This window comes from Streptosporangium sp. NPDC002721 (genome assembly GCF_042888905.1).
Classification (GTDB): domain Bacteria; phylum Actinomycetota; class Actinomycetes; order Streptosporangiales; family Streptosporangiaceae; genus Streptosporangium.
On sequence record NZ_JBIAQI010000058.1, the window covers coordinates 18,450 to 31,491 of the forward strand.

A 13,042-nucleotide genomic window follows, 5' to 3' on the forward strand; every position below is an offset into this window, starting at 1 on the left:
TTCATGGTGCGATGTCCTGATCCGGCATACTGGCCGTCTTGATCCTTGTCGAAGGGCTTCCATGCAGTCGAGCGCGCCTTTCGTACCTGTTCGCCCTCTGCGACCGGTCCGCGCGTTCGCGATCGTCGCCCTCACCCTGATCGCGCTGAGCTCCGCCGTCTCCGCCGGCGCCTCGACGCTGCTGCTCGTCCACCAGGAGGGCCGGTCGTGGCTGACGGTCGACGAGTGGGGCTTCCTGTACGTGCTGTTCCTCCCTCCGGCCGTCCTGCTCTTCCTGGTCGTCCAGCTGCTGGCGGGCCTCACCTTCGTGTGCTGGCTGTTCCGCGTCCGGGGCAACGCGTACGCGATCTCTCCCGGGGTCTTCCACAGGTACGCCACGCCGTTCCTGGTGTTCGGGTGGATCGCTCCTGGCATCAACCTGTTCGTCCCCAAGGCGCTCGTCGACGACATCCTCACCACCTCTCAGCCCGGCGGGCTGCGGCCGGGAACCGACCTCTACCGGTACCGGGGACGCCGCTCGGGCCTGGTCTGGGCGTGGTGGCTGACGTGGCTGCTGTGGCTGGCGATGGAGACGGCCTCCGTGGGCTTCGGGAACGCGGGCATGACCGTGCCGGAGACCGTCGCCCTGGTCGCCTGCGTCCCGCTGCCGATCGTCACGGGCCTGCTCGTCGCCCGGATCATCCTGACGATCACCGGGCTCCAGGAGGCCGCCCGTACCGGCCGGCCGGTGGGGGCGGGGCCCCTGAGAAGGCCCGAGCCGCTCGCGGGGTCCTATCTCGGGCTCACCACCGTCGTCGTGCGTGACTACGAAGAGGCCGTCGACTTCTACCTCCGCGTCCTCGGCTTCGAGCTCCTGGAGGACACACCGCTGGGAGACGGCAGGCGCTGGGTGACCGTCCGCCCGCGCGGCGCCCGGGAGACGGCCCTGCTCCTCGCGCGCGCCGACGGCCCGGAACAGGAGGCCCGGATCGGGGACCAGACCGGCGGCAGGGTCGGACTGTTCCTGCACACGGACGACTTCGCCCGCGACTACGAGCGGCTGCTGTCGGCGGGTGTCACCTTCGAGGAGGCCCCGCGCGACGAGCCGTACGGCAAGGTCGTCGTCTTCCGGGACCTGTACGGCAACCGCTGGGACCTGTTCCAGCCCACCGGCTTCCTACCGGCGTACGGCTGACCCCGGACCGGCTCCCCGACCTTCGTCCCGGACCCGAGTACGTCTCGCGCCCATCACCGGGACATCAGACAACCGGAGACGCGCCGAGGCTCAGTTACCGCCCTTGCTGAAGTGCTGGTAGTCCTTGATGCCGGACCAGTAGCCGCCCCACTCCCAGCCTCTCTCCTGGAAGGCCCTGACCACGCGGTCGCCCGGATTGATCACCCCGGGCGCCCGGACGGGGCGCTTGAAGAACTCGCGGGCGTTCTTGTGGGAGCCCGTGCCGTTGGCGTAGACGTACGGGTTCTCTCGCGGGTTGATGTCGACGGCCAGGCCGTAGGCGTGCTTGGACCAGCTGCTCGACCCCTCCGCGGGGCGGCAGTTGAAGGCCGAGGTGTTGTCGGCGTCGATCGAGGCGTAGTCGTCGGCCTTGTAGACGTCGACGAGCCGCATCTTGTAGATGGGCCAGCGCCAGTCGTACAGGCGGCGGAAGACGGAGACGATGTCGTCGGTGACGGCCTTGTTCACGACCAGCTCGCCGGTGTGCGGCTTGTCGTCGAAGCCCCAGTAGGTCATCGTGATCAGCCGCAGGTCGCTCACCGGGACCGGGCATCCGGGCCGCCACGAGTGTTCGAGCCGTTCACGGGAGATCCTGGAGACCTTCGCGGCGAACTCCGGCGGGCCCGTCGGGGTCGGCGACGCGGTGGGTGACGGGGCGGGCGGCGCGGTGGTGGCCGGGCCGGGCGTCGGCGTCACGGGCGGGTCCGGGACGGCCACGCCGGTGGCGGACGAGGACCCCGAGATCGGCGCCGAGGTGGCGGGAGGCGCGGCCGGGGCCGGTTGGGAGGTGGCCGTGCCGCACGAGGCCGCCGCCAGGCAGCCGACGGTCGTCGCGAGCACGGCCCGCGTACGGATCATGAATCTGGGACCTGACACGTGCCGCCTCCTCATAAAAACGGACAAAAGCGACAAAAAGCCATTGTAGTTGATCGACTATTCGAGATGGGAGGCGGCCGCCGCGGCGATCCACTCGTGGGCGACCACGGATTCCGGCGGCCAGGGCGTGCCGTTGATCACGGCCACCAGCTCCCAGTATCGCCCGGCGCGCGGGTCGTGCTCCGCGTAGTCCCGTACGACCGACTCCGGGGTGCGCCGCTGCGCCCGGGCCAGGACCGCGACGAGCTCGGCCACGACGGGCGCGGCGGCCTCCGACTCCGGGGCCACCCCGCCCCGCGCCGCGGCCAGCGCCGTCTCCGTGACCAGGGTGTTGGCTTCCTGCCAGGCCGCCACGTCGATCTCGTCGGCGTTCGCCCAGAAGTCGCCGCTCATCTCGCGCAGGGAGGCGCGGAAGCCGTCGTCGGCGAGCAGCTCGGTCAGCTCCAGCCAGGCGTCGAGCTGTTCGGCGCCCGGCTCGTCGGGCAGGTCGGGCACCATGGCCGCGCGCAGGCCGCCGAGCCACTCCTGCCTGGCGGCGTTCTCTCCGGCGACCTCGTCGACGAACTCGTTCACCAGCGCCGCCGTCTCCGCCGCGCCGAGCCGCCCGAGGGCGTTGAGCCGGCGCAGGTCGTCGTCGGTGGGCTCGTCCCGCTCCAGGGTGGCCCTGAGCACCGCCCGGGTCCGCTGCAGCGCCCTGATCTGCGTCTCCACCGTACGCAGGTGCAGGGCCAGCACCTCGCCCAGGTCGCGCTCGCCGAGCGACCTGATGGTCGCCAGGTCCACGCCGATCTCGCGCAGCGTCCTGACGAGCTCCAGCCGCCCGCGGTCCTCGTCGCCGTAGAGGCGGTAGCCGCCCGGGGTGCGGCCGCGCTCGGGAAGCACCCCGATGTCGGAGTAGAAGCGGATCGTCTTCACCGGCAGCCCGGAGAGCCTGGCGAGCTGTCCGATCGTGTAGCTCATGGCCCCAGATTATTCCGTTGAGCCTCCAGTAACGGGAGACTTTAGCGTGGCGGGCATGTCGAACGTGTCGAAGAAGAAGGTCAGCCGGATCGCGAAACTGCAGTTCCAGGCCGGTGAGGCCGGTCCCGCCGCCGTGGGCAAGGATCTGGGCCCGCTGGGCCTGAACCTCATGGAGTTCTGCCGCCTGTACAACGCGGCCACCCAGGACCGGCGGGGGTTCGTCGTCCCCGTCGTCGTCACCGTGTTCGAGGACCGCTCGTTCGAGCTGTCGGTCAAGATGCCCACCACGGCCTCGCTGATCCGCCGGGCCGCCGGCCTGGACCGGGGCGGCTCCCGCCCCGGCCACCAGGCGGCGGGCGTGATCACCCGGGCGCAGCTGAGAGAGGTCGCCAGGACCAAGCTGCCCGACCTCAACACCGCCGACCTGGACCAGGCGGAGAGGATCGCCGCCGGCACCGCACGCTCGATGGGCCTGACCGTCCAGGACTGACCCTTCACCCCCGCCCCCTTCGTGAGGACTCGGTGACCCCCGCGAGTTCCGTACGGCATACGGACCGGTTCGTGGGTGTTCGGTGCGGGGACCCGCATTCCTTGGGGAGGCTTTTCATCGAAACGTATCGCGCCTGTGTTCGAACCCGCGCTACAGTCATGGGCACGGGATCGAACACGGGTTCGGGCTGACGTTCCCGCAGGTGAAGGGGTGTGCCATGGTGATGCTCGCGGTGCCGCCGGCGGTGCCCGCCCCGTCCCCCCGCTCGCCGATGGAGCGCCGCGCGACACGCCGTAGCACTTTCTACGGAATTCTAAGCCGACCGCTATATCCCGTCATAAAGTCCGAGAGCGTGGACCCCGTGCGCAATCCCTACGCTCCCGGTGCCGGACAGCGCCCCCCCGAGCTCGCCGGTCGCGACCGCGAGCTGCAACAGTTCGAGATAGTCCTGGAACGAGTGGCCCGAGGCCGCCCCGAGCGCAGCATGGTCGTCACCGGGCTGCGCGGCGTGGGCAAGACCGTCCTGCTCAACACCTTCAAGTCGATGGCCATGCAGCGGCTGTGGGGCACCGGCAAGATCGAGGCCAGGCCCGACCAGTCGATCCGCCGCCCGGTGGCCGCCGCCCTGCACATGGCGGTCAGGGAGCTCGCCCCGAGGCATCGGGCGCCCGAGCGCATCGAGGAGTTCCTCGGCGTGCTCAAGGCGTTCGCGATGCGCGACCCGTCGGCGGCCAAGGGCACCTCGCACTGGTCGCCCGCGATCGACGTGCCCGCGGGGCGGGGGCGCGCCGACTCCGGAGACCTGGAGATCGACCTCACCGAGCTGTTCGTCGACGCCGCCGCGGTCGCCACCGACCTGGGCGTCGGCATCGCGCTGTTCATCGACGAGATGCAGGACGTGCAGGCCCCCGACGTCTCGGCGCTCTGCGCGGCCTGCCACGAGCTCTCCCAGAGCGGTGGCCCGCTGATCGTGGTCGGCGCGGGCCTGCCGCACCTGCCCAGCGTGCTGTCGGCCAGCAAGAGCTACTCCGAGCGGCTCTTCCGCTACGCCAGGATCGACCGTCTCGACCGCGAGGCCGCCGACCTGGCGCTCATCGCCCCGGCCGAGAGCGAGGGCGTGGAGTTCACCCAGGACGCCCTCGACGCCCTCTACGTGGCCGCCGACGGCTACCCCTACTTCGTCCAGGCGTACGGCAAGGTCGCCTGGGACCTGGCGCTGCGCAGCCCGATCACCGCCGACGACATCAGGGTCTCCGCGCCGGAGGCCGAGGAGGAGCTCGCGGTCGGCTTCTTCGGCAGCCGCTACGAGCGGGCCACCCCCGCCGAGCGCGACTACATGCACGCCATGGCCGCCATCGGCGACGAGCCCGTCGCCACCGCCGAGGTGGCCGAGGGGCTCGGCCGAAAGCCGTCGAGTCTCTCGCCGGCCCGTGACAGCCTCATCAAGAAGGGGCTGATCTACAGCGCGGAACGCGGGCTGATCGCGTTCACCGTGCCACACTTTGGAAAATTCCTGCGAGCACAGCCGGTCTGACTGAACGTTTGTTCGATATACTGCGTGAGAAATCCTAGCCCTCTATATGGCTCTCTAGCGGGGAAGCTAGAGAGCCATATAGAGATCAATCGTGCTGCCCTAAGGAAATCTAGGGTTCTCTAGTGTCCGGCCGATATCGGCAGAGATTCCGGAAGAGACGTCCCGGTCTCCACCGGCTGCCCGTCGGAACCGACCATGGCGACCCGCACCGCCGGGTGCCGCCCGCTCAGATAGACCGCGAAGACCACGTCGACGGGGTCGCCCGCGTGGCTGTTCCCCGGATAGACGAAGAACCGCCAGCACAGCTCCCGCCAGCTGTCGACCGGTTCCCTGCTCGACAGCACTCCCTCGTGCGAGCGCCAGGCCGTGCTCGACCGCAGCCGCCCGAGCGCGGAGGCCGGGTCGAGGCGGCGCTGTTCGCAGGGGGCCCGATAGCGGAGCCTGGCGACCGTCTCCTCGATCTCCGGCGAGAGCGCGGCGAGCACCAGCAGTCCCGCCAGCGTGGCCGGCGCGTGTGCCCACGTCAGGCCAGCCATCATCTCCCAGCCGGGAACCTCCGGGGCCCGGACCAGCCCCAGGGCCATGGCCGTCAGCACCATGGTGCGGCCCAGCGACCGCCGCCCCACCGGCAGCGCGCTCACCTCGCCGAAGCAGCCGCAGCCCACGTCCGGGCGACGGCGCCGTAGCTCCCACAGGACGTAGGTGGAGACCGCGAAGAACCCGGCGATCCCCCACCGGAAGAACGGGTGGCCGGTCAGCAGCAGCCCGTTCGCCAGGAAGCACTCCCCGAACGCGCAGCCCAGCATCGCGGGCGCGCGCCAGCGCTCGGGCACCAGCACGGCCGGTCCCAGCCTGCTCAGCATGCCCGGCTCGGTCGCGCGCACGACCGTCCAGATCTTCGCGACCGTACCCGCGGCCAGCAGCAGGAACACGACCGGCAACTGCGCGGCGGCGATCGTCGTCAGCATCTGTGTCACCCCATTCCGAGCCGGACGTTGAAACAGCCCTTGGTCAGGTCTCCGCCGAGCTCCACGAAGGAACTCGGGGACAACTCCAGGATCCGGCCGCGCGGCGAGGTGCCGCACTCCAGGCACCGGTCGCAGAACCGGCCGGCCAGGCAGCCGCACGCCACGATCGGCAGGACCGAGGTGCGTCCGGCGCACACGTTGCGCACGTTCAGCATCGACCCCAGCGCCAGGTAGGGCAGTCCGGCGCAGGACACCCCGGCGTCGTCGCACGCGCTGTCGGCCCGCTCCAGCATGGGATAGGCCACTCCGTGCTCCCCGCAGTCGAAGGTGTCCGACCAGGTGGCCGTGCCCGAGATCCGCGACTGCACGCCGACGTAGCCGGGGGGCGGTGGCGGCACGGCCGTCCACCGGTAGGGCGGTTGCGAGGTCGCGGGCAGTCGCGCCAGCGCCGCGCCGTCCTCGCGGACCCCGATGGCGTCGAACAGGTAGCCGGGCTCGAACTGCGGGTGCCTGACCCGCAGCCGCCCGGAGGACCGGTAGGGGATGACGATCGTGCGCCGCCCGCGGTGCGGCCCGCAGTACAGCTCCACGACGTGGTCCTTGCCCTCGGAGCCGATCGACTGGATCACCCCGGTGATCCTGGTGATGTCCGCCCAGATCCGGTCCACGACCCGGCCGGCCCGCAGCGCCCTGATGATCACGTTGGACCCCCGGGGGAGGTCGGCGGGGCTGACGGCCTCCCCGCGCCAGGCGGTCGCCCACGGCGCGATGACGAGCCGCTCCTCGTCGCCGCTCGGGGTGTCGATGACGATCAGGTGCGGGCTGACGTCGAGGATCGTGCCGCTGACCGAGTGGAAGGACTCGCCTTCCGTGGGGAGGGCGCCCGGCTCCTGGACAGTCCGGCCAAGCGCGGCGGCCGCCAGCGTACGGCGGCGATCGGCGCTGCGATAGGGCATCGTCGCTCCCCAAGTCTGCGAGGTGTCGCAGCCAGCGTCACACGCTTCGCGGAATCCTGCTGTCCGCTCCACCAATAATCACGGCAGGTGTCCAACCGGGTACTAAAGTTCCCCTCCCTGGTAGAACGCATTGGTGTCCGCCCGATGACAAACCGCATCTAATGCTTCTTGCGTGCTCCATCGCCCATCGAAGCTGATCTTTACCGTTGATGGGATGAAATATAGATTTCGGTTCAGCCGCAGTATGGGTTCCGGCTGCGATTCTGGCCACCATACGCACCTGGAGCACAGGCTGGTGATCACGGTGGCCGGCGGGACCGACGAGGAGTTCCGCGAGTATGTCGTTGCTCGCGGCCCGGCGCTGCTGCGTGCCGCCCACCGGCTCACCGGGCACCCGAGCGACGCCGAGGACCTGCTGCAGGCGGCGCTGGTGAAGACCTACCTCGCCTGGGACCGCATCCAGGACCGCACCGCCCTGGACGGCTACGTGCGCCGGGCGATGGTCAACATCAACATCTCCTGGTGGCGGCGGCGCAAGCTGGAGGAGTACCCGTCGGGCGAGGTCCCCGAACCGGCCGTCGCGAGCGCCCAGCACCTGCCCGAGCGCGTCGAGCAGGCCCTCGACCGGCTGCCCACCCGGATGCGGACCGCCGTCGTGCTGCGTTACTACGAGGACATGACCGAGCCCGAGATCGCCAAGGCCCTGGGGATCAGCGTCGGGACGGTCAAGAGCACGGTCTCCCGGGGAATGGCCAAACTCCGGGGCGACCTCACCTCCGAGCCACGGCACCTGGAACCGCAGCCCTGAGGCACCCGGTCCTTGCTTTCGCCCGTACGGAATCCCTGCCCCGGTCGCCCGCGGGGGCGCGGACTTGTGGGGCTTCGCGCGGCCTTCGCGCGGTCTTTGCGCGGCCTTCGCGCGGAATGGGCGCGTCACTCGGACGGGATGAGCGCGGCCTCCTCGGGACGCGAGCCTTCCTCGGGCCGCGAGCCCTCCTCGGTGCGCGAGCTCTCTTCGGGACGCGAGCCCTCCGCTCCCGCGGTGGCGCACGGTCGTACGGCGTCGCGGATGGTCCTCAGGGTGCCGAGGAAGGCGCTGAGTTCCGCGGGGGAGAGAAGCCCGGTGAACCAGGTGTCGATGTCGATCAGATGTCGTGGGAGGACGTCGCCGAGCCGGTCGGTGCCGGCCTCGGTGATGGCCGCGTAGGAGGCCCGCCGGTCGGTGGGGCACGCCTGCCTCGTGACCAGCCCCTCGCGCTCCAGCCGGTCGACGACCCGGGTCGTCCCGCTCGTGGACAACCCCGTCTGCGCCGCCAGGTCGCTCATGCGCAGCCGCCGCTGGGGTGAGCGCGCCAGCCTTATCAACGTCTCGAAGTCGATCTCCGAGAGCTTCGCTGCGACGAAGGACCCGTGCGTCTTCGCCGAGATACCGGCGTAGACCTCGGCGAAGAGGCCCATCGCGGTCAGCCGGGAGTCGTCAAAGTGGTTCACGGTCTCAACCCTACCCGACAGTAGTTGACGAGAGGAATATTCCTCGTGTAGAAATCTGTTGACGCAAGCATCCACCCAGCAAGAACCTCTTCGGGAGCAGAAAAATGACCACTCGGACCTGGGAGAACCTTCAGATCCCCGCCCCGGGCACCTACGCTCTGGACGCCGCGCACACCCAGATCGGCTTCGTCGTCAAGCACATGATGGTGAGCAAGGTTCGCGGTCACTTCAACGAGTTCGCCGGCACCGTCACCATCGCCGAAAACCCCCTCGACTCCTCCGCCGAGCTCTCGATCAAGGCCGAGAGCATCACCACCGGTGCTCCCGACCGTGACGGCCACCTGCGCAGCGACGACTTCCTCTCCGCTGACAAGTTCCCCGAGCTGACCTTCCGCAGCACCCGCGTCCTCGGCCACTCCGGCGACGAGTTCACCCTCGTCGGTGACCTCACCATCCGCGACGTCACCAAGCCGGTCGAGCTCACCGTCGAGTACGGCGGCGTCGGCACCAACCCGTGGGGCCAGGTCGTCTGGGGCTTCTCGATCAAGGCCGAGATCGACCGCGAGGAGTTCGGCCTGACCTGGAACCAGGCGCTGGAGACCGGCGGCGTCCTGGTCGGCAAGAAGATCAAGATCGAGATCGAGGGCGAGGCCAACCCGGCCGCCTGATCTCCGTGACCACCCGGGGTCCCTCCCGTCTCGCCGCGGTGGGGGACCTCAATAGTGTTCACCTGTTGAGATGTAGCGTCTCGCAAACTGGGAATCCACAGGATTTCCACCGCCCTCAGCTGCGGACTTCCCGGTTTGTCCACAGGGTCGGGAAGAGTTATCCACAAGTGGTGGATAACTCTTCCCGAACTCTTGCCCGTGACGCGATCGTCAACCGCTTTGCCGCCTCGCCTGATGGCCGGTACTCTGTGCTGAGCCGAACGGCAACCAGGAGGCTTCGCCTAGTCAGGTCTATGGCGCCGCACTGCTAATGCGGTTTGGGTTTACCGCCCATCCGGGGTTCAAATCCCCGAGCCTCCGCGGTTCAGAGGCCCTCTCCCATCGTTTTGGGAGGGGGCCTTTTTGATCTCTGAGGGCGTCGCAGTTGCAGTCGGGTGCTGACCCGTGACGCGACGACACGGAAGACCAAGATCGACCGTGCCGCCGCGTTCGCCTATCGGGCCTCCCCGGAGAGCAACGCCCTCCATATATCGCCGGCCTGCCGGATCGGCCATCGATAGGTCTCGTGAACTTCCAGACTGCCTTCCAACTGGAGCGTGCGCCGGATGAAGCCCTGCCCTCCGGCCTGGCACAGCTCGTACAGCGTGGCCCGGCACCGGCAGGTCCATGTGATCACCCGCAGGCGTGCCGTCCCCCGGTCAGGGGTCAGCCAGACCAGCCGCGTGTGACCACCCTGCGGGGTGGGCAGGTGCGGACTCAGGCAGCCCGTCAGCTCGATCACTGCGGAGCACAACCACTCGGGCCGGGAACCGGGACCGGCCCCCGCTCACGAAGCTCAACGCAACGACTCGCCACCCGGCGAGCAGCCGTCACCGGATCAGTTGCAGGGCAGAGGGCATAGCGCCGCAGACGGGCCCGGCCCGTCTCCTGTCCGGCCCACCAGCGGAAGACCTGGCCATCGGTCCACACGACCAGCCCGAACCAGACCGACACCAGCGCCAGCCCGTACCCGTCGTGAACATCCGAGGCGATGTTCAACACGGCCAGCTCATCGCGCAGCCGCCGCGCGGCCCGTACCGGGGTGATCGCCTTCTGCCGGCTGACGGACGGAATCCCATCTCCGCTCATCACACCGCCTCCAGCGGAAATCGACGGCGGCACGACTTCGTCGGATCCATCACGATCGCGGTGGGCCCCTTGACCCTCATCGTCGGCTCACTCATGGACCAAGGGTCGCGACCTGGCCTTACGCACCCCATCCCGAGCCGCAATACTCCGGCTGGATAACCGATATCCCTTGACGGGATAACCCTCGGTGACGAGCGTTGGATACCCGGAAGCCGAGTCGCGAAAGGGGGCGGCTATATGCCTGCAGATGCGACTGAACCAGTTGTTATCCCGCCGGAGCTGTGGCAGCGCCCGGAAACGCTGGCAGCTCTCCGCGACCGCGATGTCGGGCATCTCTTCCGGCTGATCCGTCAGCACACCGGCTTCAGCCAGACCCGCATCGGCGTCGCGGTGAACCTCGGCCAAGGCAAGATCAGTGAGATCATGAAAGGAGCCGTTCAGGTCACCTCGTTCGAGGTGATCGAGCGCATCGCCGATGGCCTGGACATGCCTGACCATGCCCGGCTGGCTCTCGGCCTGGCACCGCGACGGCTCCCCGCAGCCAGCCCACAACCTCGGCACACAGATCAGTCGACATCGAGGACTGATCCGCTGACTCGGTACCTGGCCGGTTTGACCAGCGCCTCCAGTCGCTCCATCGTCTCCGGACTCCGGCAGGTCCTCACCGGTCACATCCAGGCCGAGGCCATCATCGGGCCACTCCTTTTGATCAGCTCTGTTAAGGATCAGGTGCCCGTGGTCGGGCAACTCTGCCAGGTGACCCGGGGAGCCGACCGCGCCGAAGCCCTGAACTTCGCCAGCGAACTGCTGGAATTCTGTGGCTGGCTCCACCAGGACCTGGGTGATTTCACCCGCGCCACGATGTGCACCAACAAAGCCCTGGACTACGCCATGGAACTGGGCGACCAGCGCGTCATCGCCTACATCCTCATGCGCAAAAGCGCCATCGCCACCGAGTCCGGCGACTACGGCCACGGCCTTGGACTGGCGAACACGGCCCTGGCCAACTCCGATGCCCTCACTCCCAGGCTCAGAGCAGTCGTCCTCAGAACCCGCGCGACAGCGAACGCCCACCTCAGGGAAGTCGCAGACTCCGCCCGTGATTCGGAGATGGCTCTGGCCGAGGCCGCTGCGGGGATGATGCAGAGCGAGAGCGACCGCGCCCCATACTGCACTCCCGCCTACATCGCCATGGAGACCGGCGCGACCCGCGTCCTGCTGGGCCAGGCCATCGCGGCCATTCCGATATTCGAGGCCAGCCGCTCCCAGTGGACCGAATCCAGCCAGGTACGTGACCACGTCCTGTTCCTGACCCGTATGGCCACCGCGTACGCCATAGCAGGCGAACGAGAGCACGCCTGCGCGGTGACCGAAGACGCCCTCTCCCGCATGCAGGCTCTTCGCTCCAGCCGTGTCATCGCCCAGCTCACAGCACTACGCGCTCACCTTGCCCAATGGGTTGCGGACCCCTCCGTGGCAGACTTGCTCACCAGGCTCGACATCCTCTCGGAGTCCTTCTCCCTGCCAGCACCCCAGCCACAAGGAGACCGGTGACTTCCCTGCTGCCCACCGCGACCACCACCGAGGAACGAGATCGCGACGCCCAGGTCGCGATTCTCCCTGTCGGCAGTTTCGAACAACACGGCGACCACCTGCCCCTCAGCACCGACACCATCGTCGCCACCCTGATCGCCCGTCAGATCGCCGAGGCTCACCCCGTCCTGCTGCTCCCACCTGTGACGATCTCCTGCTCACACGAGCACAGCGCCTGGCCGGGAACCGTCAGCATCTCCGCTCGAACCCTGTACGCGATCGTCACCGACGTCTACGACTCCGTCACCCGCTCCGGTCCCACCGCCCTGGTCATCGTCAACGGCCACGGCGGCAACTACGTCCTGAGCAACGTCGTCCAGGAGGCCAATGCCGAAGGCCGCCGCATGGCGTTGTTTCCTTCTCGTGAGGACTGGAACGAAGCCCGAGCCGCGGCCCAGCTCACCAGCTCCACACACGAGGACATGCACGCCGGAGAGCTGGAGACCTCCCTCCTGCTGCACGCCTGCCCCGAGGTGATCCGCCCCGGCTACCGTTCCGCCGACTGGATCGCCGACGACCGCCGCCATCTGCTGACCAAGGGCATGCAGGCTTACACCGACAGCGGGGTTATCGGCCGCCCCTCCCTGGCCACCGCCGAAAAAGGCAAAGCCCTCCTTGACAGCCTTACCAACGGCTTCAGCGAGGTGTTCAGCCTTTTCGGGAAGTCCTGAGGTGCGTGAGACAGGACACCGAGCGTAGCGAGTAGCTTGTCGAATTGTGCTCATGCGTATCAGGCGGCGGAGACCCGGGCCGTAGCCGTATCGCGCGCTCGCCGTACCCAGCCGACGCGCCGGCCGTTGGCACGCCACCGTCCTACGTCTCGGACTCATCCGGCCAGGCAGCCCAGGGAAGCATCTCCCGCCATCCGGGTAACCGGTACAGCCACATTGTGAAAACCTGCTCCAGCACCCGCAGCGCTCGGCAGGAAGCGCGAAAGTGCGCGTCAACGCCACCGTCTCGATACTCCAACCAATAGGTCCCGTCGTCCCGTAGGTAAGCCTGCATGTAGTGAACGTTTTTCATCCCTTGGCAGCAGGCTGCTGGTCACAGCGTGATCGCAAGGTTGACGTTCACCTGACGACATAGAGAAACCCCTGGTAGACGGGTTGATCACCACAATCCACACCGTCGCAACCAGGGGCTTCGGATGCTGTTCTATCGTGCT

The 13,042-nt window shown here is 68.4% G+C and carries 14 protein-coding genes, 1 tRNA gene and 1 pseudogene; 9 read left to right on the top strand and 7 right to left on the bottom strand.

Annotated features, from left to right (window positions below; all coding sequences use genetic code 11):
- Positions 1 to 61: 61 nt before the first annotated feature.
- A pseudogene (locus ACFYWM_RS43225) lies at positions 62 to 658 on the top strand (DUF4328 domain-containing protein); the annotation flags it as partial.
- Positions 659 to 742: 84 nt separating this feature from the next.
- A complete protein-coding gene (locus ACFYWM_RS43230; protein ID WP_389927305.1) occupies positions 743 to 1,174 on the top strand; it encodes a VOC family protein in 432 nt (143 codons plus the stop codon).
- A gap of 90 nt (positions 1,175 to 1,264) precedes the next feature.
- On the opposite strand, the gene ACFYWM_RS43235 is transcribed toward ACFYWM_RS43230, so the two are convergent.
- Entirely contained in the window at positions 1,265 to 2,089 is an 825-nt protein-coding gene (locus ACFYWM_RS43235; RefSeq protein ID WP_389927268.1) for a M15 family metallopeptidase, read from the bottom strand.
- A 57-nt stretch (positions 2,090 to 2,146) separates the two neighbouring features.
- Positions 2,147 to 3,049 (bottom strand): MerR family transcriptional regulator, encoded by a 903-nt coding sequence (locus ACFYWM_RS43240; RefSeq protein WP_389927271.1) that lies wholly within the window; start codon positions 3,047 to 3,049, stop codon positions 2,147 to 2,149.
- A 55-nt stretch (positions 3,050 to 3,104) separates the two neighbouring features.
- Here ACFYWM_RS43240 and rplK point away from each other — a divergent pair, with 55 nt between their 5' ends.
- Entirely contained in the window at positions 3,105 to 3,539 is a 435-nt protein-coding gene (rplK, locus tag ACFYWM_RS43245; RefSeq protein ID WP_389927274.1) for a 50S ribosomal protein L11, read from the top strand.
- A gap of 352 nt (positions 3,540 to 3,891) precedes the next feature.
- The gene (locus tag ACFYWM_RS43250) at positions 3,892 to 5,073 is read left to right on the top strand and encodes an AAA family ATPase (RefSeq protein ID WP_389927277.1); all 1,182 of its coding nucleotides are present in this window, start codon (positions 3,892 to 3,894) and stop codon (positions 5,071 to 5,073) included.
- Positions 5,074 to 5,192: 119 nt separating this feature from the next.
- On the opposite strand, the gene ACFYWM_RS43255 is transcribed toward ACFYWM_RS43250, so the two are convergent.
- Together ACFYWM_RS43255 and ACFYWM_RS43260 are read right to left on the bottom strand one after the other, a co-directional pair.
- On the bottom strand, positions 5,193 to 6,041 hold the full coding sequence (locus tag ACFYWM_RS43255; protein WP_389927280.1) for a MauE/DoxX family redox-associated membrane protein: 849 nt from the start codon (positions 6,039 to 6,041) through the stop codon (positions 5,193 to 5,195).
- A gap of 5 nt (positions 6,042 to 6,046) precedes the next feature.
- Complete coding sequence (locus tag ACFYWM_RS43260; RefSeq protein WP_389927283.1) at positions 6,047 to 6,997, bottom strand: hypothetical protein; 951 nt, start codon at positions 6,995 to 6,997, stop codon at positions 6,047 to 6,049.
- A 295-nt stretch (positions 6,998 to 7,292) separates the two neighbouring features.
- Between ACFYWM_RS43260 and ACFYWM_RS43265 the strand changes: the two genes are divergently transcribed.
- Entirely contained in the window at positions 7,293 to 7,805 is a 513-nt protein-coding gene (locus ACFYWM_RS43265; protein ID WP_389927285.1) for a SigE family RNA polymerase sigma factor, read from the top strand.
- A gap of 125 nt (positions 7,806 to 7,930) precedes the next feature.
- Here the strand turns inward: ACFYWM_RS43265 and ACFYWM_RS43270 are convergent, their stop codons facing one another.
- Positions 7,931 to 8,488, bottom strand: a complete 558-nt coding sequence (locus ACFYWM_RS43270; protein WP_389927287.1) for a MarR family winged helix-turn-helix transcriptional regulator — start codon at positions 8,486 to 8,488, stop codon at positions 7,931 to 7,933.
- 104 nt (positions 8,489 to 8,592) lie between these two features.
- On the opposite strand from ACFYWM_RS43270, the gene ACFYWM_RS43275 reads away from it, so the two are divergent.
- Together ACFYWM_RS43275 and ACFYWM_RS43280 are read left to right on the top strand one after the other, a co-directional pair.
- Complete coding sequence (locus ACFYWM_RS43275; RefSeq protein WP_389927290.1) at positions 8,593 to 9,156, top strand: YceI family protein; 564 nt, start codon at positions 8,593 to 8,595, stop codon at positions 9,154 to 9,156.
- A gap of 270 nt (positions 9,157 to 9,426) precedes the next feature.
- Positions 9,427 to 9,516: transfer RNA gene (locus ACFYWM_RS43280), tRNA-Ser, on the top strand.
- 133 nt (positions 9,517 to 9,649) lie between these two features.
- Here ACFYWM_RS43280 and ACFYWM_RS43285 read toward each other — a convergent pair.
- Entirely contained in the window at positions 9,650 to 9,937 is a 288-nt protein-coding gene (locus ACFYWM_RS43285) for a hypothetical protein (RefSeq protein ID WP_389927293.1), read from the bottom strand.
- A complete protein-coding gene (locus tag ACFYWM_RS43290) occupies positions 9,934 to 10,284 on the bottom strand; it encodes a hypothetical protein (RefSeq protein ID WP_389927296.1) in 351 nt (116 codons plus the stop codon). The genes ACFYWM_RS43285 and ACFYWM_RS43290 overlap by 4 nt, the downstream gene beginning before the upstream one ends.
- Positions 10,285 to 10,521: 237 nt before the next feature.
- Here ACFYWM_RS43290 and ACFYWM_RS43295 point away from each other — a divergent pair, with 237 nt between their 5' ends.
- Positions 10,522 to 11,838, top strand: a complete 1,317-nt coding sequence (locus ACFYWM_RS43295) for a helix-turn-helix domain-containing protein (RefSeq protein WP_389927299.1) — start codon at positions 10,522 to 10,524, stop codon at positions 11,836 to 11,838.
- Positions 11,835 to 12,548 (top strand): creatininase family protein, encoded by a 714-nt coding sequence (locus tag ACFYWM_RS43300; protein ID WP_389927302.1) that lies wholly within the window; start codon positions 11,835 to 11,837, stop codon positions 12,546 to 12,548. The genes ACFYWM_RS43295 and ACFYWM_RS43300 overlap by 4 nt, the downstream gene beginning before the upstream one ends.
- Positions 12,549 to 13,042 lie beyond the last annotated feature (494 nt).

Bases quoted from the DNA above. Each gene is read 5' to 3' on its own strand.
- rplK (WP_389927274.1), top strand. From the start codon at position 3,105: ATGTCGAACGTGTCGAAGAAGAAGGTCAGCCGGATCGCGAAACTGCAG.
- ACFYWM_RS43260 (WP_389927283.1), bottom strand. From the start codon at position 6,997: ATGCCCTATCGCAGCGCCGATCGCCGCCGTACGCTGGCGGCCGCCGCG.
- ACFYWM_RS43290 (WP_389927296.1), bottom strand. From the start codon at position 10,284: ATGAGCGGAGATGGGATTCCGTCCGTCAGCCGGCAGAAGGCGATCACC.
- ACFYWM_RS43240 (WP_389927271.1), bottom strand. From the start codon at position 3,049: ATGAGCTACACGATCGGACAGCTCGCCAGGCTCTCCGGGCTGCCGGTG.
- ACFYWM_RS43275 (WP_389927290.1), top strand. From the start codon at position 8,593: ATGACCACTCGGACCTGGGAGAACCTTCAGATCCCCGCCCCGGGCACC.
- ACFYWM_RS43295 (WP_389927299.1), top strand. From the start codon at position 10,522: ATGCCTGCAGATGCGACTGAACCAGTTGTTATCCCGCCGGAGCTGTGG.
- ACFYWM_RS43255 (WP_389927280.1), bottom strand. From the start codon at position 6,041: ATGCTGACGACGATCGCCGCCGCGCAGTTGCCGGTCGTGTTCCTGCTG.